Origin of the sequence: Bacillus sp. FSL M7-0791 (genome assembly GCF_038627085.1) — a bacterium.
In the GTDB taxonomy this organism is placed as follows: Bacteria; Bacillota; Bacilli; order Bacillales; family Bacillaceae; genus Bacillus; species Bacillus safensis.
In genome coordinates, this window is record NZ_CP152022.1 from 3583412 (window position 1) to 3603999 (window position 20588).

Here is a 20588-nt window from a genome sequence, read left to right on the forward strand (position 1 = left end):
AGAAGAGTAATGTCCTATCACTCTTCTTCATTTCATTATACTTTAAGAATATATTTAACTAATTCGTCGTCGCCGACGACGAAGACCTAGACGCTGCTTCATCAGCTTTCACACAATCAATTGCAACAACCAATGCAATCATCACAGGCTCCATTTCTTCTTTCAAAATATCAACCTTATAGCTGTCACCCCAAGTAAACCATTCCTTCTTCACCTGACCAATCACTTCGCCGTTCTGGAGCACCTGGAAATTCATATCCCACCAGTTACCTTGCACTTCGATCCCAGCAGCATCAATTGAATATTTTGCTTTAAAGAACGTAAACTCTTTTTTAATCGTCAATACCTCTTGACCACCAACTTCTACTAAAAACTTCGGTAAAAAGGTAAACATTTTCTTCGTAATCACAGCGATTTCATGTCGTTCTGTATTCAAAATGGTAAACGTCTTCGGCATCTTCATAAAGCTGCCTTCGACCACATATACATCATTCTCCTGTTGATCCTTTACCGTAAACCTGCCGCTCAGGCTAAATACTTTCTGCTTCATGTAAAGCTGTTTCATATGTACCTCCGATTCAGTTCAAAAATTTATCCGTTCTAACATTACCTCTGATTATACCAAAAAATAGAATGTACAAAAAACCACCTGATAGCAGGTGGTTTTCGATTACTGATTCATTTTCAGAGATTCCTTTTCATATGTTTGAAAAGCATTTTCCATTCCCATGATGACTTCTTTAATTTTTAGATAACCTCTTGTATAAGGAATAGAATCTCTAATCTCTTCCCACATAAAATGATAAAACTTAAGGTCATCCGTTTCACACATCACAAAATCTGTGTAATCCTTACCTGGAAGAGCTTCAGCATCAAAAAAGCGCACCGTCACATGTTCCTCATATTTCTGCATCAACTCTCGCAGCGAAGCCGCATGGGTTCTTCGCTCCTCTCGCGGCAAAGCAAGCCAAGATGGATAGAACTCTAATAAAACAACCATCATATATTTCATCATCATACCCCCGATTCTTCTATGATGTGTGATTGTACGTCAGATCTAGGGAGTATGCATTAACATAAGTTAATGTTCAGCTGTATGGAGCAGCCTGCTCAGCGAAACCGGAGAAATGCCAATATATGAGGCAATATGATATTGAGCGATACGTTGATGTAACCCGGGATATTTCAATAAAAACGCCTGATATCGCTCAATGGCTGGCAAATATAGCAGTTCCCTCTCACGCTCTTCCTTTCTCGTATACAGCCTTTCTACACTAACCCGAACAAACCGCTCCCACATATGACTTCTATCCATCAACATTTGAAGCAGATCATACGGAATTTCAATCACGATCGAATCCTCCATCGCTTCAATCGAATAAGGAGAAGGCTGCTCGTTGATCATACTTGCATAAGAAGTAGCAAAATCATCTTCCAACGTAAAAGCCACGTTGTACTCCCTTCCATCCGGTAACAAATAGAACAGACGGAAGAGCCCCGTTATGCAGAAATAAGCATGCTTCACCGGATCGCCAGCCTTGATCATGCATGTACCTGCTTTTAATTGTTTAATCGTTGTTCCATCTTTGAAGGCTTGCCAATGATTTTGTTCGATTGGATATTTGGATATTTTGGTTTTAAAAGTGTCGTAAGGGTCAGTTATTTTGCCCATCTGTTTTTTACCTCCTAATAAGGAAAACTCAAGCTTACTTGGGGATTGTTTTTATGATCAATGCTAAAAATAAGTCTGTCACAATACGTGATGCAAAAAAAGTCTCGTTTGAGGGAAATCACTCAAATGAGACTTTTTTTAGTGTTTATTTAATACCCATTTACAAAGTAAGCAATGGTTTCTAATTCATCTTCTTTCAGTTCTCTTTTCACGTAATGTTGATATTCTTTCGTGATTTTCTGCTTATCTCCACCACATTGATCAGTGAATTTCGCTATCATCCGAAGTTTGTCTGTTTCCTGACGAAACTCCTTTTTTGTCCACGGTCTTTGGTGTGAAGGAATATACGTATCAGCATCAAAAGCTTCTAACTCATCTAAAAGACGCAATATTTCTTTCACTGTATAATGTACTCTCTCAGCATACATTTTCGGATAAATGCAATCACCAAGAAACAGGATTTTCTCTTCTTTCACATACACGATCACGGAATCAGCCGCATGATCGCCTCCAACATGCTGCACGACACAAGTAACCCCGCCAAGATCAATCTCTATCCGACGGTCAAACGTGACATCCGGTAAAACCACCTGAATATCTCGATGACCCTGATATTCTTCCTTAATGGCCTTCGCGCAGAACTCAATCTCCGTTCCTTCCCTCACCCGCTCATCAATCGCCTCATCTGACCACGAAAACGGAACAAGCTTCTCCATTTCCTTTCTTGTCTGTGCAGAAGCAATTGAAACCGTATCAGGCAGCGCAGGCAGACCAAAAATATGATCCCAATGCCAATGCGTGAGGACAACCATATCCGGCGAGGCGCTCTCGTGTTCTAAGGTTTTTTGGATGAAATAGTTCGCATGATCTTCTGAATTACCGGCATCGATCATTAAGGTTTTGTTATTGCCTACGACCATACCTAGGATGGGGCGGTCGGTTAGTGATACTGGTGTGATGTACCAAAAACTCTGACCTATTTTTTTAATTGAGTGCAAAGGTGCTTCCTACTTTCTGTCATTATATTTTAAATTGAATCACGATTTTTCCCATCGTTCTACTGTTTAAGTATATCGAATTTCATTACTCGAAGTAGCACGCGAAGCCAATATTGTGACAATGATCGCGATTGCAACGCCTAAAGCCCCTACCCAAGTAACGGAAGATAGAGAAACCCTCTCTACAAAGATACCTCCAATAGCTGCACCTGCGGCCATCGCCAATTGCATCATTGACTGATTGAGACCTAATAGTATACCTGATGACTCTGGCTCCATTGTAGCTAAGTGATATTGTTGAGTCGGGCCAGAAGACCATGCAGCAAATGACCATAATATTAAAATGAGCAATACTCCAACATAAGAATGCGTAACTAGTGAGAGCAATATGAGCATGATGACATGTAATGTCATTCCACTAATCAGAGTAAAATTCACACCCCATCGATCGGTACTAAATCCACCAAACTTTGACCCAACTAGACTAGCAATCCCGAATACGAGGAGAACTCCACTCAGCAATTTGCTGCTTACACCTGATATATTTAAAAGGTAAGGGGATAGGTAGGTATAGGCAATTGAATAACCACCGAGCCAGAAAAAGGTGATGGCTAATCCCAACACTACTTTTGGTTTTTTAAAAAGAGCGAGTTGTTGAATTAAAGGTACAGGTTTATCCCCTTGGATTTTTGGAATCGTAAGAGAAATTATCACCATGGCTAATAATCCGAGTAAGGCTATTCCTCCAAATACAGCTTTCCAACCGAAGAAATCACTAGTCATTCTGCCCAGTGGGACTCCAATGATCAATGATGCTGTAAATCCCATTACTACTGTAGCAATAGCGGTACCTTGCTTACCTTTTGGTGCAATTTTTTCAGCAATTGTTAATGCAGTAACTACGACCATCCCCGCTCCAAGAGCCATAATAATTCTTGACACAATAAATAATTGATACCCAGGGAGGACGAATGCAAGAATATTACCTAGAATAAAAACGCTAAGTGAAAATAACATTAACTTGCGTTTATTCATTCCCGATGTTAAAGCCATTAATACTGGGGTGAAGATGGCATACACAAGAGAAAAAATCGTAATTAACTGGCCGGCTGAAGCTATCGTAATTCCTAATGATTCAGAAATATTATCCAATATACCAGAGATGATATACTCTGATGTACCAACTAAAAAACTGACAATAGCTAAAATGTAAATATTTACAGTGCTTGACAATGTAGATCACTCCTTATATATAATGCATTTACATATCTAGAATTGTTAATATGTATGGACAAAAAAAACATATTACGATAAGTCGATTTGTATTTAATAAATGAAACTGAATTCTGATGTATGAATTCAGTTCATTTATTAAATATTTTTTTCTAGAATCTCAGCAATTTGTTTTATGGCATTTTCATCTCGTTTATAATACGTGTATTTACCTATACGCTCTGTCGTAATTAATCCAGCTCGTAATAAAATTGAAAGGTATTGAGATGCTGTTGATTGCGTCATTTTCAATTTATCTGTTATTTGACTAACACATACCCCTGTAGTATTCATATCAATCCCTTCATGAGGTGTAAAATGACGATCAGGTTCCTTTAGCCATTGTAAAATTTGCAATCTGGATTCATTGGATAAGGCTTTGAAAACTTCTATTGGCTCCATACAAATCATTATATCGATAAATAACGATATGTCAACATGTGTTGTTGGAGATTCCTTAAAACTTTCTAATTTCCTAGGTCATTCTCGCCGTTTTAGGCTTAATCACGGTTTTTTGTGGAGTGGTGGGAAAATCCTTATATCTTCTTTCCCCCTGGCAATGGAGATGTTTGATGGGAAAGGATTAGAGTACTTTTTTGCTGCTTGTACAGCTAAATTTAGCCTTCTCACCCCTCACTAACTTATGATAAGGTTCACCGTGATACCTTTAAATGAGGTTATTATCTACCAAGGTTCTTAAAATATTATTTTATTTTGGATAGCGTGATCGCCTCCAACATGTTGCACGACACAAGTAACCCCGCCAAGATCAATCTCTATCCGACGGTCAAACGTCATATCCAGTAAAACCACCTGAATATCTCGATGCTCCTGATATTCTTCTTTTATCGCCTTCGCGCAGAACTCAATCTCCGTTCCTTCCCTCACCCGCTTATCAATCAAGAAAACGGCAGAAGCTTCTCCATTTCCTTTCGTGTCTTTGCAGAAGCAATTGAAACCGTATCAGGCAGCGCCGGCAGACCAAAAATATGATCCCAATGCCAATACGTGAGGACAACCATATCGGGCGAAGCGTTCTCGTTTCCTAAGGTTTTTTGGATGAAATAGTTCGCATGATCTTCTGAATTACCAGCATCGATCATTAATGTTTTGTTATTGCTTACGAACATACCTAGGATGGGGCGGTCAGTGAGTGATACTGGTGTGATGTAGGAGAAGGTTTGGCCTATTTTTTTGATTGTGTGCATGGTGTGCCTGCTTTCTAATATTTTTATGTTTTATCCCCGTTGAATTGTTATGCGCTAGTTAATCAAATATTATTTCTTTAACAAATGTTTGGCTAACTTTCGATCTTCTTTATCATCCGTCTTAATGGAAATATGTTCAATCAATTCCCTTGTGGCCGCTTGCTGCGAATACGAAGGAGACCATTCTTTTAATACACTTAAAGCATGATACTGTAAATTTCCATCATCTGATCTAAGTGCAGCTTGAATCAACGGTAATCCTACACCTTCGTGTTCATATAAATCTTGCACAATATATTGTAAACAAGCCACTTCATCATCTGAGAGGTTTGATAACGATAAATGTGTTTCTGCAAATGTGCAAAGCTCTCTAATATGTTGATGATGATTTGTGTCCATCACAGCAAAGTATATTTCACTATTTGCCGGGTCTTTCTCAAGTAAAGCAAATAGAATCTCAATCACATCTAAACGATAAAAGAGAGCGATTTTAAGTGCTTGAGAGCTAAAACCCTGTTGTAACGTATCGATTGCAAGCTTTGGCCATCTACTGTGATTGATAAACGGTTGAACCGCTTCCTGGACAGCCTTATAATCGTCCTGTGTCCATGAGTCATTCAATCGGTCTTCCCAAATCTCTTGATCATCATTTAAAAACTCATTTATTTTCAATATTGGATAAAATTCCTCAATTGCTTGACAGTGCTTATGAGCATGATGAATAAAACGGCAGAGAACTGAGCTTGCGTTTGGATACTCTTCGATACTGTGGATAGAAACTTCATCTTCTAATAGTGCCTGAATGATGAGGCTCGCTCCATCATATAATTCTTTGGATATTTCGTCTTCAGATAAAGCTGCTTCCAAATCACCATTAAGAGCGCAAGTATAGGCTAAGTATTCATTCATGATTGTATTTTCACAGCCCTTTGTTAGTAACCAACGTTTTATTTCTGGTGTCGAGGCTTCCAATTGCTCAACAGCGGAAATCTTCCCCCATCCATCGACGGACTTTGCAAGACGCCAAACTTGTTCGTTTCCTTGAATTGTGCCATTCTTCAATGCAAACGCGACATAAGAAGTAAATTCTTCGTGCATACCTATTGTGAATAAGAGCTCTTTGTATTTTTCGCAGGTCGTACATCCTAGTATCGTGACCGCAAATTTTACAACCTCCCGATGTGCTGCGTGTTCAAGAAGCCATAACGCTTCTTGCTGTACAAGAGACTCATCCCATTGTGTTTGCTGAAATCGTTCGATTAATTCACTACTGCGGCTCGCCATATTGTCAGAAATGATTTTTTCGTAAGTCTTCTTTCTTGTTTCATTTGTAGGATGATTCAGTTGTTTTTCAAAAAGCTTCAATAGTTTCGTCACATAAAAAGGGGCAGGTCGTTCATCTACATAATAATCAGATAAACCGGGAGCAAATCGTGGTTCATTTTCATAAAATAAATAATCTTCATCAGGTAAACGGTCGTCTACTATTTTATGATGTGTTCGAATTTGTTGTTGAATAAAGGGGACGATTTTCTCTTTATGATCCCACGGTAGAAAGTCTATCTTCATTGAATCATCTAAAACCGTTTCATGATCTACTTTCACAATACAACGAAATCGTACATACCCGCCAAGTTTAACGGACACCTTGTGTTTTGTACCATCTTGAAGCTCCAATATCCCCGACAATTTTGAATATGGAATTATATGAGACAATACACTTTTTCGTTGTTTTCTATCAACTGTCACACCATCAATGATTAGTTGTTCTTCTTTTATTTGGTTTATAATTTCTATAGAATGCCCTTTGTAATCAATTTTCCACGTTTTATGTATTTCTTTTTCTACATCTTTTACTACGTTACGCATTTCACGTTTAAAGTCAGCTTTAAAACCCATGAAAGTCTCCTTTAAGTATGGATGGATTGCATATGATCAGTATCTGTATCTCAAATAACCCCTTTTTCTTGTTGTGGTTTCATATTTTTGAATATTTGTTTTCATGTTATATAATTCGATATTTAACTAAGAAAATCTTTAAATAAAATCTATAGAAAACAGGAAATTCTCTGTACCTTAACTAGTTATTATTTTAGAAATAGGTTTTAAAAAAACTATCGTTCTTATGATAAAACTCATCGTTACTAGTCTAAATGCGATTTATATTTTAACTTTTCCATTAATACTTTTTCAAGTTTAGTTGCCAAATGATTAATTCTAATCAACTCATTTTCCTGATTATCAACTATTTTTCTCTTACTCCTTTGAACTTTTAAGACATACTCACATAATTCATAGATATCTGCATCCTTCCAACCTGAACTATAAAAAATCTTGGTTGAATACTCCGGAACTCTCTTTCCATTTGCTAATTGATTTTCTCCCATTACAAGTAATGAATCAAACAACAACTTTATACCTTTATCGAAAGTAACAAAAATTGGTACTTCTCGATAATTGGATATTTCCGCCAGTTGGGAAACTTGAGTTGGCAGAAGCATATCAATTGACGCTGCATATATTTTATTTAAAATTTTCTCTATCCCTATAGAAGGACTAGTTTTTTTTAATATATTTGGTTCTTCTCCTAAATAGTGAATAACAAAAGATGTACCAATGGGTGAGATTACATTTATTTCATCAGCCATAAAGTGGAACATTTCTTTAATTTTCGTTTTCTTATCTCTATCATCAAAATGTTTTAATAAATATGCTTTTAATATAGTTGTATAAGTTATCACTGCTTGCTTTTTAAACAGACCATTTTTAAGTAAGAGCGGTGTTTTACTAAATCTTATATCCTCAGTCAGCAATTCATTAGTAGATAATAAATCGCTTCTAAAATCCATATTAAATAATTCACCTATACAATCTACCATTACTTTATACTTTTCAAAGTCTAAATTACCTGTAGTTTTTGATCTTGATGCTTCCTCACATGCGAGTGCATATATAATTCTTTTAGCATTATTCTTAACTGTCTTAATTACTTTTTCAAAGTCACCTTTTTGTTTTTCATAATGTCTATTAAAACCTTTTCTATCTGTAATATAGTATCTGGCCATGATTGCAAAATTTGTGTCTAAAATAAAGATAAATTCTCTATCATCATTTTCTTGTATTAATTTATCAATATTTTCAATTTTTCCATCAATCCATGCCGTTGAAAATACACTCATTTATCCATCTCCTTATATTTCTATCCGTTATACGGTCCCTGAATTTTAAGAATTGTAGATTTAAATCTGTCTCTAATAGAATTTAGTGTTCTTCACAAATTTAATTATTCATAGGCTTAATTCATCATTCATCCTATTTTAATCCATTCATCAAGACATAACTGAAATAATTGTAGACTTACCCATTCTTAATGAATACCTAATCGCTCTCCTATAGCAAAATACTCCCCATAGTGCCTTTTTTAAATTTACCATTTTGTTAGCGGAGTTCCCGGTAGTGTTTTGCTCTTGTATCATTAGCATTTATAAGTACTTTTGCATCAAGTATTTTATTCAGGGAAAGTCACCACCTTTTATTTAGTTCACCATGTATTATTTTACCATTCTTCTATCAATTGGAATATTTCGAGTTTATTATCAAAAATAGCAAAAAGCTACACGCTAAAGCTGTGCAGCCTTTTGTGCCTTTTAAGTTTTCACTGAATTCGACTGTGTCCTATTTCATATCATCTTTTAAGCTGCATAAGTTCAGTCAGTGTTCTTGCGTTTGATCACCCCCTTTTTTGGGAAATAATCATCTCGGTCATATCTATATCACATAAAAACTCTGTTAAAAAAGGGGAAAAGGAATAAGCATAATAGCACATTCCTTCAGACTACTCTTCTAGCATATTATCAATTAATTCATCCAGTTCCCTTAATCCATGCTTGATTATTTCTAAATCACTTTTCTCTGTAGTTAAATCTATCGGCTGCTGGGTATGTACCGAAGTGTGCGCTGTTTCTCCTCTTTTAGAGCCAAAAGAGTCCATAGTACTAAGCCATGCTGTATCTAATTCAAATACATCTATCCCTACTGGAACAAGCAGATTGATGAGGTTTTTTTGTTTAAGTCCATGATTCATTTTAATCTTTTCTTCTTTAAAATCTGCACATAGCTTTCCTATCTTCTCGTCTAACTTCATATATTTTCTATTATTACCTCTTTCACCCACATCCCTATACCCATTGATTTCAGGATTATCAAGAAATTTGTAATGAGCAAACAAAGACAATAGACTTGTTTTAATCTTATTATGCTGAAACCAGTTACTTCGTGAGTGGTTTAACAACTCTAAAGCTCTGTCCTCTAAATAACTTTCCACTTCAGCGTGACATAATACTCTATAACCTCTACACATGTCTAATTCCTTAGGATTTAAATCTAAGAAAGACTTTTCGTACAACTGTGATACATAATGATTTTCTAAATCATTTAATCTACTTTCTAAATTATAATATCTAACGGAATAGGTCTTAACATCTTCCACCATTATTCCTCCATCACTCTTCTCAAAAAACCATCAGATTTCTTTAACTTTAAGATAGGAAATTCTGTATAGGCTGATATTATATCAGCAATCTTATTAAACCTATATTCAACCCTAGATAACTCTTTAGTAGAAGAAGAAATGGACTCATTGAAATTAACATCATGTGTACTAATGTTTTCAAATTCTTTTTTAAAGCTTTCCTTATTCTCTTTAACAACTTTATATATTTCCATATTCGATAGGTAAAAAGTAAATACTTCGAATAAAGGTCTATTGAATCTATTATTGTACTTCTTTCCGTTAAATCTACTAAAAGCACTTTTACCAAAAATATCAATACATAGATTGATGGCTTTTTCTAACTCCTTAAAGTTTTCCTTGATTTCATACTCCCTTTTCTCCCAATCTTCATTTAATAACAGACAAGTATTATCTAAAAACGATTTTAAGTTACCTACATTACTTTCTAAGTTATTTTTAAAAGCATAAAACCTTAATGCAAGTTCTACATCACGCATACGGGAGTCAGGTTCGTTATTATTAAGGAGTTCCCAGAATGTTCGACTATTTGCAGTTGCATCATCTAAAAAATCTAAGAATGGCCCCGGATGAAGTGCTTGTCTTAACTCTTGTGGCGAAAGTTTTTTACTTCCTGTATTTAATCGAAGGAAGACTGTAAATAGGAATTCCTCATTTGGCCAATTTTTTATAACAACTGTTCGAATTGTTTGATTTTCAAATTGATTTTTGTAATCAACATAGCTATAATCGCCTTCAATTTGTTCAATGGTTTTTCCATTTAGTTCTTCTAGAAATTGAAGTCTCTTCAACTTTAGCTTGTCAAAACCACTTTCTTCGTCTACGCAAAATTGTCTAATCGCAAGGAGTCTCTGCTTTCCATCAATTACTATATACTTACCTCTACGGTCTCTTTTTTCAGCGAGAATTATTGGCGGAACAGGAATTCCCAGCATTAATGACTCTACTAGTCTTGATTTCTCCACTTCACTCCATGCGTCTCTACGCTGGAATTTAGGGTTTAAATCAATATTACCTTTGCTTAGTTGAGAATTAATAGTTTCTACTGTCCAATCTGTTCCCCAAATTACTGCTTCTGAAAAAGCTTCAGGAACTGTTTTTAAATCTTCTTCACTTTCTTCTTCATATTTTTCAAATTCTTCATAATTCACTTCAGACATTTTTAACACCGTCCTTATAAGTTTCAAGTTATTGTTTAATTTTTATAGCCACTTTATTTTTCTAAAAACTGTAAATAAAACCTCATTCACTTATGATAAGGCTCCCCCCGCACAATCCGAAACGCCCGATAAATCTGCTCTACCAACACCAGCCTCATCAACTGATGCGGAAACGTCATTTTCGAAAACGACAGTTTCTCATTTGCACGCTGCATCACAGCGTCGCTTAAGCCAAGGGATCCGCCTATGACAAAACATACTTTGCTTTTTCCGTATGTTGCCAGCTTATCTATTGTATCGGCTAATTCTTCGGAAGTTTTCATTTTTCCTTCGATGGCGAGGGCGATGACGTGGGCGTCTGGGTTGATTTTGCTTAGGATGCGTTCGCCTTCTTTGTCTTTGATGATTTTCATGTCTTGATCACTGAGATTCTCGGGTGCTTTTTCGTCCGCGAGCTCAATGATCTCGATTTTTGCGTAAGCCTGTAATCGTTTTGTGTATTCGGCTATGCCTTGCTTTAAATATTTCTCTTTTAATTTTCCTACTGTGATAATTGATATATTCACAGGTCATCCCCACCTTAAGAACAAGTTATTCATATAAGTTATCAACAATTGTGGATAAAATTTGTGTATTTTGTGTCCGATCATTCGTTCCCCACTATATATATTGCAGGTTCATCGCACAATTCACAGGTTGTGGATAAACTGTGTGTATGTTCGATTTTTCTGAATTCTGGTGGCGTTTCGTGATCATCTATGTACATGTCTAATACGGTTTCTATGTGTTCTGCACACGCATAATATGTTTTGTTCATAAGTTTCTGATTCCTCCAATAGGTTCTCTGGTTATTCACAAGTGTTTCGCTCATTGTCCAATATAACCGATTTATTCACATGTTAATAGTCTTTTACCATTTCTCACACCTTTTATCCACAAACTAAAAAAAGCCTCCACTTCTGTGAAGGCTTCCTTCTATAGAAACGGATTATAAAATCTCGTTCCTCTAACAAATGTAATCACTAGCGACACGATCAGCACCACACCAACAAACAATAACGCAGCATAATCTGCTTTTTGAAAGTCTTTCGCCGTAAACCATGTGCGCTTTTTATGTTTCCCAAATCCGCGCAGCTCCATCGCATTGCTGATCGTTTCAATCCGCTCTAAGCTGGAGAAAATCAACGGCATCACAATCGACAGCGCATTTTTGATCCGTTTTCCCAGCTTTTCATTCTTCGATAAATCAATGCCTCTTGCTTGCTGAGAAATCGCGATCGTGCGAAAATCCCGCTGAATATCTGGAATATAACGAAGAGCAATCGCTACCGCATACGAAATCCGGTAGCTGACCCCAATTCGGCTGAGAGATGAGGCGAATTCACTTGGATTTGTTGTCACAATAAATAAAAGCGCTGCTGGCATCACGGTCACATATTTCAGCGTAATATTCAACTGATAGAAAAGCTGTTCAAGTGTGACATTGTACCAGCCGGCAATATGAAATAGCTCGTGCTTCGCTCCGTAGATGGCGACACCTTGCTGGGGCGCAAAGATGTAAATGGCGATGTTATTGATCACTAGGAAAATCGCCAGGACAATCACCACGAAGGAAATATCACGAAATCGTACGTTCGATAGCTGAAAGAACACGATACTAGCAACTAGCATAAACACTAAAACGCCTGTATCATACGTGAGCATCGCTGCGGATGACCAGAGGATAAAGCAAATGAGTTTGGTTGCACCTGTCAGCCGGTGAATCGGTGACGGGCGATCGATATAAGACAGCATGTCTACAGCCATGTCATTCGTTCCTTTCTGTCAACCTCAATGAAGCGATCCACGAGTTCATTTGGATTTGGCCAATCAGCTTTCAGCGCCAGTTCATACAGCGATGTTTCCTTTAAGCTCGCCTTTTGGACAAGCAACTGATCTGTCAGCACTTTGGCTGGTGTATCATCTGCGATTTTTTCTCCATCTGAAATGACAATGGTTCTTGTTGTATATTCGAGCATCAAGTGCATATCATGGGTGATCATGAAAATCGTAATACCCTGCTGATTTAATTGCTCTAAAAACGTCATCATCTCTGTGTAATGTTTAAAGTCCTGTCCTGCGGTTGGTTCGTCTAGGATGAGTATTTCTGGCTCTAAAACAAGAATAGACGCGATGGTGACGCGTTTTTTCTGTCCAAAGCTGAGGGCTGAGACCGGCCAGTTCCGAAATGGATACAGTCCGCACACTTTCAAGACCCGCTCCACCCGTTCCTTGATCTCGTCTTCCTTTACGCCTCTTAAAACAAGCCCGAGTGCCACCTCATCAAAGATCATTTGTTTTGAAATCATTTGATTGGGGTTTTGCATAACAACACCGATTCGTTCGGAGCGCTGTTTGATCGTATCTCCTGTGATGTCATCACCATTTAAAAGAATTGAGCCCTTCGTTGGCTTTTCAAATGCACAGAGCACCTTAGATAATGTCGTTTTGCCTGCACCATTGGCTCCTGCGATGCTGATCATTTCTCCTTTTTTGACGGTAAAAGAGATGTTGCTCAGCGTATTTGGTCTTGTTGGATAGTCAAAGCTCAGCTCGCGCACTTCTAGTAAATCCTGTGCTGCAATCTGCTCGACTGATGGCTCAGACGCTTCCATCCACTGCTCGATTTTCATTTTTTCCTCATCGTCTAAGGTGAGACGCTGTAAATCAGCGATCTGATCTCCTGGCGCGACCGGTATGCCTGCATATTTCATCGCTTTTACATATAAAGGCTCACGCAAATACGCCGCTTCTAATACGTTTGAGGCGAGCAATTCATCTGGTGTCATATCCGCTACAATCGTTCCTTCATTGACAACGATGATGCGGTCCACATGACGGAAGAGGACGTCTTCTAATCGGTGCTCAACCATTACGATGGTTTTTTTCGTTTGTTTTTGCAGCCGGTCAATGAGGTCGATGACTTCTTTACCTGTTGCGGGGTCTAGGCTTGCAAGTGGTTCATCAAACAGCAGAATGTCGACATCATTGACAAGTACGCCCGCAATGGCGACACGTTGTTTTTGTCCGCCTGACAGCTCATGCACGGACGATGCCAGCTTGCCGTCTACCTCTGTTAATCTGGCAGCTTCCTCGACACGTGTGTTCATTTCTTCGCGTGTGACTTGATCATTTTCAAGCGTGAACGCGATGTCTTCTCCAACGGTCAGCCCGATGAATTGTCCATCAGGGTCCTGAAGCACAGTTCCGACAAGCTGTGAGAGAGAGAAAATGTTCTCTTTCTCTGCATTTTTCCTGCCGATGTGAAGACTTCCTTCCATAGAACCTTTATAAGACGCAGGAACTAGCCCATTGATACAATGGGCTAGTGTGCTTTTTCCCGATCCAGACGGGCCTGCGATGAGAACTTTTTCTCCTTCATAGATGGTCAGGTTGATATCCTTTAATGTTGGTTCTGCCTGACTGCGATACTTGAATCCGAAATGTTCGAATTGAATCATCGGTTTCTTCATTTATGTGTTCCACCTTGCTTCATGATGTTTCTTTCGATAGGCTGCCGCTTTTGCTTCTCGTTTTCGCATAAGCTGCAATGATAATGGTTCCTAGTACACCAACTGTGATGATGTTTGAAATCCCTGCCACGATGCCTTGAACAAACACTTTGTTCGCAGGTTCTGCATAGATCACAATGTCAAGTACAGGAGCAATGATAAACCAGCCTAATGCCTGTGCGCCTGCTTGTACGGCATTAAAGAGCGTGATTTTCTTCCAGCCGAAGTCTCCCTCTTCTACTTTTAAACGGTTAGAAATAAAGCCGATCAATAAACCAACGACACCCGATACAATAATCCAGCTCCACCAAGGGCCAAATGTGGTCGCATCTTTAATGAGATGGCCAATAAAACCAATCAGTGCGCCTGCAACAGGACCAAATAGCACGGCCATTAATGCTAGGAATGCGTATGAGGTTTCAATTTGTGTATTCGGAATACCAGTTGGAATGGAGACGAATCGTCCTAGAATCACAAAGACGGCTGCGCCAATTCCAATGGCAACGACAGTTTTCGTTGAAAGTTGTTTTCCTGCCATGATGTATCCTCCTCTTATTCGTATATAATGCGCGGAGCTTTGCGAATCGAAAGGCGCCAGCCTGTGCCTGTACCGATGTTATAAGCCTTTGCAAATGACCCTTGATTGATCGCCACGCCTAAATGGTCGAGTGAATTGACATATACGAGTGGTTCGCCTACCTTTAAGTCGGCAAAAGATCGTCCATAGGTCATGATATTTTTATACACATTTTTCGGCCCGTTGGCAATGGTAACTTCTATTGCATCCCCATAATTAATTGAAAGCTGTTCAAATAGCGTGTGATGAATGTTTGTCCATAGGTTTCCGAATCTCACATCTAAAATATCAATCGTCCCTGTGATCACATCTTCTTCCGCATAAGCCTGTACGACTGGAAGATGGATAATATCATCAATATTCGCCTTTGGCCCAACCTCTTCAAAAGAAATCACACCTGATGCAATTCTCGCCCCTGTATAAGCGTAAATATCTCTCCCATGGAATGTATGTGATTTTCCCGACTTTGGCAGCCGGTTAATGGTTTCATCTAAATAACGGGCTTCCACAATGCCAATATCCTGGGCAACGTGCGTGAGTGTCCCGTTGTCTGGAGTAATGATATAGTGTGAGCTTGTCGTTTTGACGACAAGACTTTTTCTCTCTGATCCAACGCCCGGGTCAACGACGGAAACGAATACCGTCTCTTCCGGCCAGTATGTGACGGTTTGAAGCAGGCGATAAGATGCCTCCCAAATGTCATACTGCGGAATATTGTGTGTTAAATCAAAAATGCGGATGCTGCTGCTGACCGTATTTGCCACTCCGTACATTGCACTGACAGCTCCATCATCAATGCCGAAATCTGATTGTAAAACCAATGCATGTTCACTCATGTCAATCTCCCTTTCATTTGAAAAAATGGATGTGGTGTTTCACGTGGAACATTTGAACAATTGTATGAAAAAAAGTGGACAATAAAAAATACCCCATCCTTATCTTTGAATCATAAGGACGAGGTATTTGTCTCGTGGTACCACCTTTATTTACTGTTTGCTCGCGCTAAACAGCCTCTACAAGTACAAAGCTCCAATCTGGCTCATATACTGTGGTTTTGATAACGAGTACCAACTCTCGTCGTCACCTACTAATATCATAGATATGTTCAGCACGAGGCTCAGAGACCATTTTTCGAATCATTATTTTTGCTTCTTTTCAGCTGCCGAAGCTCTCTGTGGAAAAATTGATGATTGTACTTTCTCTCGTCATTGCCTGTATAACTATCTTGAATTAAAGCTATCATACATGATGTTTTTTGATAAATCAAGATATTTTTCTGAACATTTTTAAAAATGAGTCAACTGGTGCTGGAAGAGTCTTCTTTTTATGAAATTTAAACAAATGTTAAAGAGCGAGATATGGTGTCTTTCTTTTCTAGGGGTATAATAAAGGTGAAGGGAGGTACAGCGTGTGTGGACCATCTGTATGAATGAGTTTAAGCAGCTCTTCAAAAGCACAAAATCTATTTTAACAATTGTTATTATTTTCATTTTATCTACTTTTGTTTCAAGTCTTCCGTTTATCGCTGCTCATCAGGAAAAATGGGAACTGGCAAAGGATCCTTATTCTATTGGGAATGAACTGGTGATGTCTTTATTTGGTTTCTTCCTTATTTTTTTGTTGTCTCATGATATTTTAAGCCGCGAAATTCATTTGAAAACCATTCGTTTTCTCGTCAGTAAAACAACCCGTTTGAACATTATCATCGGGAAATATCTAGGACTGATGCTGTTTTGGCTTAGCTGTATTATGACGACATATGTGCTGAATATGGTGATTTCACACCGTTTTCTGTTCTCAGATGCCTTAAAAATCTTAACCTTTATCAGTGTCGGTATCTCATGTGCTTTATTTTTGTCCATGCTCTTTCCAACACCGCAGAAATCAATGTTTGTCGGTATGTTATTTTCCTTTCTTTTCCCAATCGTCAGTATGATTTCTGTTCTTTCTTCAGAACGAATGATTCATTGGTTCCAATATATGACGCCTTATTATTATGCGCGCTGGAGTGAACCGCTGACCTACGTCCTAATGAACACGGCATTGACCGTTATCTTACTCATTGGAACTGCACTGCTGTTTCAAAGGAGGGATGTGTAGATGCTTCATACAAAAGGGCTCACAAAAAAATATCGTACAAAAGTCGCAATAGATCATATTAATCTTGATGTCAATCAGGGAGATATCTTCGGCCTCATTGGACCAAAGGGATCTGGTAAGACGACGTTTTTCAATATCATTACCGGCATCTCCCGCCCTACCTCTGGTACGTTTACAGTGATGAATATGCCTTCGCTAAAAAAAGTGAGACAGCATATCGGTGTTCTGCCAGAATATACGGATTTATATGAAGGTCTTACGGCTCTTGAGCATATTGCCTATTTATCAAAAATCACCGGAACACGCCAGAGAACGAGTGATTATGAAGAACTGCTCGAATTTGTCGGTTTACATCATGATCATCAGGAGAAGGTCGGTGCCTTCACACCTGGTATGAAGAAAAGGCTCGGAATGGCGCAGGCCATCGCCCATCAGCCGGAATTTATTTTACTTGACGAACCTTTTGCCGATATTGATGCAGATTCAATCTTGCACATTCAGCGGGTCATTGAAACATTAAAGGATGAAGGAAAAACCGTCTTTTTAACAGCTGACCGCCCAAGGTTCACCAATAGTATTTGTACCAAAACGGCGTTCATTTCTGAAGGAAAATTAGTGTCCCCACATACTCATCCTCAAGAAAAAACCATCACATCCTCAAACATACGTGCAACCTTCAAGCATGCATGGATTGATGATGAGGTGAAACCTGTTCTCACGCAGTACCTACAAACTGTCGGAACAGATCTTGTAATCAGTGATGACGAGACCTCATTGTTAATTCGTTCAGAAGCTCAAGTTCCAGCGATCATTCGCGCTTTCGTGAAGTGTAAAGTCGATTTATACAGAGTCACGGCTCAGGATGCCATGATGTCCTCATAAAAAAGTACCGTACGCTTTCTGCACGGTACTTCTTCTTTTTTATAAAGGTTTACTCATATAAATACCAGTTTCTGCAAATCCCGTTTTCTCGTACAGCGAACGGGCGATTTGATTGTGAGCAAAGACATGGAGCGAGAGTTTTTGCACACCTAATGACTTTGCCTGCTCTTCTAATGCAGCAATGGCCTGCTTTGCAAAGCCTTTTCCCCGATAAGCTTCAAACAAAATAAAGTTATAAATAAATCCTTCGTGCTGCGGGTGATTCGGGTCATAACAAAGCCAAACCCAGCCAATCGCTTCATCTCCGTTTAAGAAATTCCACAGCTCATGATGCTCTGTCTGCAGACCTTCTGGAAGCAGCCTGTCAAATTGTTCTTCTGCGTTCGCAAGTGATTCGTCCTTCTTCCATGTTCCTGCGAGTACCTTTTCTTCCGCGTACCGCTGAATGGCCTTCTCTATCAATACATCGTAATCGGTTTGTGACATCCGTTGTAGTGTAACCAATCTTACCCCCCCCTTTCCTTCATCATATGTCAGTCATGCCAAAAAAACCAGTCCCTTACTGGAACTGGTTAGCCGCCATATCGGTCGGTTTGAGAAAGTTTGATCTCTGCTGACTTTTTCTTCCCGCTTCGGTAAAATTGCACCTTTACCTTGTCGCCGACCTTCCTTTGATATAAATACTTACGAAGATCTACGATATTTTGAACACTCTTGCCATCAAAGGAGGTCACGACATCCAGCTCTTTTAGTCCCGCTTTTCCTGCTGGAGATAACGGCTCAACACTCATGACAACAACCCCAGATGTAACCTTAGATGGCAGTTTCAACGTTTCCTGCCAGTGGTAGCTCGCAATATCCGCTAATGATTTCATGCCGACGCCAAGATACGGACGCTTTACCTCTCCGTAGCGCTCTAAATCCTCTATGACAGGGATGACCAGATTCGCTGGAATAGACAGCCCGATTCCTTCTACCTCTGATTCAGCAATCTTCATTGAGTTGATGCCGATCACCTTTCCGTCCATATTGATCAAGGCACCACCGCTGTTTCCAGGATTGATGGCGGCATCTGTTTGCAGTACCTCTGCATTCCAATCCGTCTGTCCGTCTCCATTTGAGTCAACAGGGATCGCACGCTCTGTGCCTGATATGACTCCTTGTGTGACAGAGCCTGCGAATTCAAGCCCTAATGGATTTCCAATGGCGATGACTGGCTCACCCGGCTTCACATGATCTGAGTTACCGAAGGCTGCCGTTTTCTTGATTTTATTACTTTTGACAGTGAGAACTGCTAAATCCATGAGCTGATCGCTGCCGACAAGATTGGCACTAATTCTTGTCCCGTCATGGAGGCTCACTTCAAGCTGGTTGGCGCCTTTGATGACGTGATGGTTTGTGACAATATAAAACGTGTCACCCTTTTTTTTATAAATCACACCTGACCCGCTGCCTGCTTCTCCGCCTTCCTCCCAAAAGCTTGACTTTTGGATATTAATGACGCCGACCACCGTATCTGACATATTAGACACCACTTTCGTGACAGCATCATTGACGTTTACATTCACCGTCTTTAAAGGACCCTGTGATGCTTGCCCATCACCGTTCTGCTGCCATCCAAAGGGACTGCCGCTCTGTCCAGATACATAGGGGAAAAAGAATCCCATTAAAAAAGCTCCTACCAATACACCGATCAAACCAGAAAGAAAATATCCTTTTCTGCTTCGTCTCGGCTTCCACTCTACATCGCGATAATCCACTATGTTTCCTTCCTTTCAGTGAATAGATGATGTATATAGTGTTGGTAAGAAGCTCTTATCTTAATCATACGATTATAAAAATCATACGGCGCAAAGCGGGGTTGCTTTTTTCGGGTCTGTATCAAATAAATCAAAGCCATCCCCCACAACAAAGCCCTTCATTTCAAGCGTCTGCTGGACCGCCATACGGGCTAAATCCTTCATGTTGTTGTCTTGACTCAAGTGAGCCAAATAAATGCGTGAGGTGGCATCTCCAATGACATCTGTCATTGCAAGAGCAGCATCTTCATTTGATACATGTCCAACATCGCTTAGAATTCTGCGCTTAATGCTCCATGGGTATCGGCCCATTTGCAGCATCCCGACATCATGATTGCTCTCAAACACAAACGTATTGGCTGACTTAATAATGCCTTTCATGCGGTCACTCACATAGCCTGTATCCGTCATGAGGGCAAGTTTGCGCCCTCCATAATGGAACACGTAAAACATAGGCTCTGCCGCATCGTGTGAGACACCAAATGACTCGACATCAAGGCCGCCAAAGGATTGAACGGTCTCCATATCAAAATGGAATTTCTGCTCTGTATCAATTTTTCCGATATGAGATTCCATCGCCTTCCATGTTTTCGCATTTGCATAGACAGGAAGCTTGTACTTTCTTGCCATGACACCAAGCCCTTTAATATGATCGGAGTGCTCATGTGTCACAAAAATGCCGTCCAAGTCCTCAGGCTTGCGGTCGATTTGGCCAAGCAGCTCGACCATCTGTTTGCCGCTTAAACCAGCATCCACCAAAAAGGCATGCTCGTCTGTTTCTAAATAAAAAGCGTTCCCCGTACTTCCGCTCGCTAGTACACTGAACTGCAAGCTCATG

General features: G+C 39.4%; 21 protein-coding genes, 1 pseudogene and 1 other annotated feature. Of the genes and pseudogenes, 2 read left to right on the forward strand and 20 right to left on the reverse strand.

What is annotated here, in order from left to right; translation table 11 throughout:
• Positions 1–58 precede the first annotated feature (58 nt).
• The 17 genes and pseudogenes from MHI08_RS18350 to MHI08_RS18430 form a co-directional block, all read right to left on the reverse strand.
• Positions 59–565, reverse strand: a complete 507-nt coding sequence (locus MHI08_RS18350; RefSeq protein WP_044335723.1) for an LURP-one-related family protein — start codon at positions 563–565, stop codon at positions 59–61.
• Between the two features lie 105 nt (positions 566–670).
• Complete coding sequence (locus MHI08_RS18355; RefSeq protein ID WP_234107492.1) at positions 671–1012, reverse strand: darcynin family protein; 342 nt, start codon at positions 1010–1012, stop codon at positions 671–673.
• 69 nt (positions 1013–1081) lie between these two features.
• Positions 1082–1672 carry a Crp/Fnr family transcriptional regulator gene (locus MHI08_RS18360; protein WP_342499861.1) on the reverse strand — a complete coding sequence of 197 codons (591 nt, stop codon included), beginning with the start codon at positions 1670–1672 and terminating at the stop codon, positions 1082–1084.
• Positions 1673–1821: 149 nt separating this feature from the next.
• Complete coding sequence (locus MHI08_RS18365; RefSeq protein ID WP_342499862.1) at positions 1822–2670, reverse strand: MBL fold metallo-hydrolase; 849 nt, start codon at positions 2668–2670, stop codon at positions 1822–1824.
• Positions 2671–2736: 66 nt separating this feature from the next.
• The gene (locus MHI08_RS18370; RefSeq protein WP_342499863.1) at positions 2737–3903 is read right to left on the reverse strand and encodes an MFS transporter; all 1167 of its coding nucleotides are present in this window, start codon (positions 3901–3903) and stop codon (positions 2737–2739) included.
• Positions 3904–4041: 138 nt separating this feature from the next.
• Positions 4042–4344, reverse strand: coding sequence for a metalloregulator ArsR/SmtB family transcription factor (locus MHI08_RS18375; RefSeq protein WP_039182804.1), 303 nt, complete (start codon positions 4342–4344; stop codon positions 4042–4044).
• A 297-nt stretch (positions 4345–4641) separates the two neighbouring features.
• Positions 4642–5150: pseudogene (locus tag MHI08_RS18380) on the reverse strand (MBL fold metallo-hydrolase); the annotation flags it as partial.
• 69 nt (positions 5151–5219) lie between these two features.
• The gene (locus MHI08_RS18385; protein ID WP_342499864.1) at positions 5220–7049 is read right to left on the reverse strand and encodes a hypothetical protein; all 1830 of its coding nucleotides are present in this window, start codon (positions 7047–7049) and stop codon (positions 5220–5222) included.
• 245 nt (positions 7050–7294) lie between these two features.
• Positions 7295–8329: a hypothetical protein gene (locus MHI08_RS18390; protein WP_342499865.1), complete on the reverse strand. Its 1035-nt coding sequence runs from the start codon at positions 8327–8329 to the stop codon at positions 7295–7297.
• 656 nt (positions 8330–8985) lie between these two features.
• Positions 8986–9639, reverse strand: a complete 654-nt coding sequence (locus MHI08_RS18395) for a HEPN domain-containing protein (RefSeq protein ID WP_342499866.1) — start codon at positions 9637–9639, stop codon at positions 8986–8988.
• Between the two features lie 2 nt (positions 9640–9641).
• The gene (locus tag MHI08_RS18400; RefSeq protein ID WP_024427612.1) at positions 9642–10841 is read right to left on the reverse strand and encodes a DUF262 domain-containing protein; all 1200 of its coding nucleotides are present in this window, start codon (positions 10839–10841) and stop codon (positions 9642–9644) included.
• An 86-nt stretch (positions 10842–10927) separates the two neighbouring features.
• Entirely contained in the window at positions 10928–11407 is a 480-nt protein-coding gene (gene rlmH, locus MHI08_RS18405; protein WP_025093694.1) for a 23S rRNA (pseudouridine(1915)-N(3))-methyltransferase RlmH, read from the reverse strand.
• Positions 11408–11487: 80 nt separating this feature from the next.
• Positions 11488–11658 (reverse strand): CxxH/CxxC protein, encoded by a 171-nt coding sequence (locus MHI08_RS18410; RefSeq protein ID WP_198457326.1) that lies wholly within the window; start codon positions 11656–11658, stop codon positions 11488–11490.
• Positions 11659–11816: 158 nt separating this feature from the next.
• A complete protein-coding gene (locus MHI08_RS18415) occupies positions 11817–12647 on the reverse strand; it encodes an energy-coupling factor transporter transmembrane component T (RefSeq protein ID WP_024424018.1) in 831 nt (276 codons plus the stop codon).
• Entirely contained in the window at positions 12638–14353 is a 1716-nt protein-coding gene (locus tag MHI08_RS18420) for an ABC transporter ATP-binding protein (RefSeq protein ID WP_342499867.1), read from the reverse strand. Before MHI08_RS18420 ends, MHI08_RS18415 begins: the two co-directional genes overlap by 10 nt.
• Before the next feature lie 19 nt (positions 14354–14372).
• Entirely contained in the window at positions 14373–14930 is a 558-nt protein-coding gene (locus MHI08_RS18425; protein WP_024424020.1) for an ECF-type riboflavin transporter substrate-binding protein, read from the reverse strand.
• A 14-nt stretch (positions 14931–14944) separates the two neighbouring features.
• The gene (locus MHI08_RS18430) at positions 14945–15805 is read right to left on the reverse strand and encodes an S-adenosyl-l-methionine hydroxide adenosyltransferase family protein (protein WP_024427616.1); all 861 of its coding nucleotides are present in this window, start codon (positions 15803–15805) and stop codon (positions 14945–14947) included.
• Between the two features lie 111 nt (positions 15806–15916).
• Positions 15917–16187, reverse strand: a binding site (T-box leader).
• Between the two features lie 192 nt (positions 16188–16379).
• On the opposite strand from MHI08_RS18430, the gene MHI08_RS18435 reads away from it, so the two are divergent.
• A complete protein-coding gene (locus MHI08_RS18435) occupies positions 16380–17069 on the forward strand; it encodes an ABC transporter permease subunit (RefSeq protein ID WP_025093692.1) in 690 nt (229 codons plus the stop codon).
• The gene (locus tag MHI08_RS18440) at positions 17070–17951 is read left to right on the forward strand and encodes an ABC transporter ATP-binding protein (protein WP_024427618.1); all 882 of its coding nucleotides are present in this window, start codon (positions 17070–17072) and stop codon (positions 17949–17951) included. It begins immediately after the preceding gene.
• Positions 17952–17990: 39 nt separating this feature from the next.
• On the opposite strand, the gene MHI08_RS18445 is transcribed toward MHI08_RS18440, so the two are convergent.
• The 3 genes from MHI08_RS18445 to MHI08_RS18455 all read right to left on the reverse strand — a co-directional run bounded on the left by MHI08_RS18445 (position 17991) and on the right by MHI08_RS18455 (position 20587).
• Positions 17991–18455 (reverse strand): GNAT family N-acetyltransferase, encoded by a 465-nt coding sequence (locus MHI08_RS18445; protein WP_103132536.1) that lies wholly within the window; start codon positions 18453–18455, stop codon positions 17991–17993.
• Positions 18456–18523: 68 nt separating this feature from the next.
• Entirely contained in the window at positions 18524–19711 is a 1188-nt protein-coding gene (locus MHI08_RS18450; RefSeq protein WP_024427620.1) for a trypsin-like peptidase domain-containing protein, read from the reverse strand.
• Positions 19712–19792: 81 nt separating this feature from the next.
• Positions 19793–20587, reverse strand: coding sequence for an MBL fold metallo-hydrolase (locus MHI08_RS18455; protein WP_024424026.1), 795 nt, complete (start codon positions 20585–20587; stop codon positions 19793–19795).
• Position 20588 lies beyond the last annotated feature (1 nt).

Bases quoted from the DNA above. Each gene is read 5' to 3' on its own strand.
- MHI08_RS18350 (WP_044335723.1), bottom strand. From the start codon at position 565: ATGAAACAGCTTTACATGAAGCAGAAAGTATTTAGCCTGAGCGGCAGG.
- MHI08_RS18410 (WP_198457326.1), bottom strand. From the start codon at position 11,658: ATGAACAAAACATATTATGCGTGTGCAGAACACATAGAAACCGTATTA.
- MHI08_RS18455 (WP_024424026.1), bottom strand. From the start codon at position 20,587: ATGAGCTTGCAGTTCAGTGTACTAGCGAGCGGAAGTACGGGGAACGCT.
- MHI08_RS18390 (WP_342499865.1), bottom strand. From the start codon at position 8,329: ATGAGTGTATTTTCAACGGCATGGATTGATGGAAAAATTGAAAATATT.
- MHI08_RS18415 (WP_024424018.1), bottom strand. From the start codon at position 12,647: ATGGCTGTAGACATGCTGTCTTATATCGATCGCCCGTCACCGATTCAC.
- MHI08_RS18440 (WP_024427618.1), top strand. From the start codon at position 17,070: ATGCTTCATACAAAAGGGCTCACAAAAAAATATCGTACAAAAGTCGCA.
- MHI08_RS18360 (WP_342499861.1), bottom strand. From the start codon at position 1,672: ATGGGCAAAATAACTGACCCTTACGACACTTTTAAAACCAAAATATCC.
- MHI08_RS18375 (WP_039182804.1), bottom strand. From the start codon at position 4,344: ATGGAGCCAATAGAAGTTTTCAAAGCCTTATCCAATGAATCCAGATTG.
- MHI08_RS18385 (WP_342499864.1), bottom strand. From the start codon at position 7,049: ATGGGTTTTAAAGCTGACTTTAAACGTGAAATGCGTAACGTAGTAAAA.
- MHI08_RS18400 (WP_024427612.1), bottom strand. From the start codon at position 10,841: ATGTCTGAAGTGAATTATGAAGAATTTGAAAAATATGAAGAAGAAAGT.
- MHI08_RS18355 (WP_234107492.1), bottom strand. From the start codon at position 1,012: ATGAAATATATGATGGTTGTTTTATTAGAGTTCTATCCATCTTGGCTT.
- MHI08_RS18425 (WP_024424020.1), bottom strand. From the start codon at position 14,930: ATGGCAGGAAAACAACTTTCAACGAAAACTGTCGTTGCCATTGGAATT.
- MHI08_RS18430 (WP_024427616.1), bottom strand. From the start codon at position 15,805: ATGAGTGAACATGCATTGGTTTTACAATCAGATTTCGGCATTGATGAT.
- MHI08_RS18420 (WP_342499867.1), bottom strand. From the start codon at position 14,353: ATGAAGAAACCGATGATTCAATTCGAACATTTCGGATTCAAGTATCGC.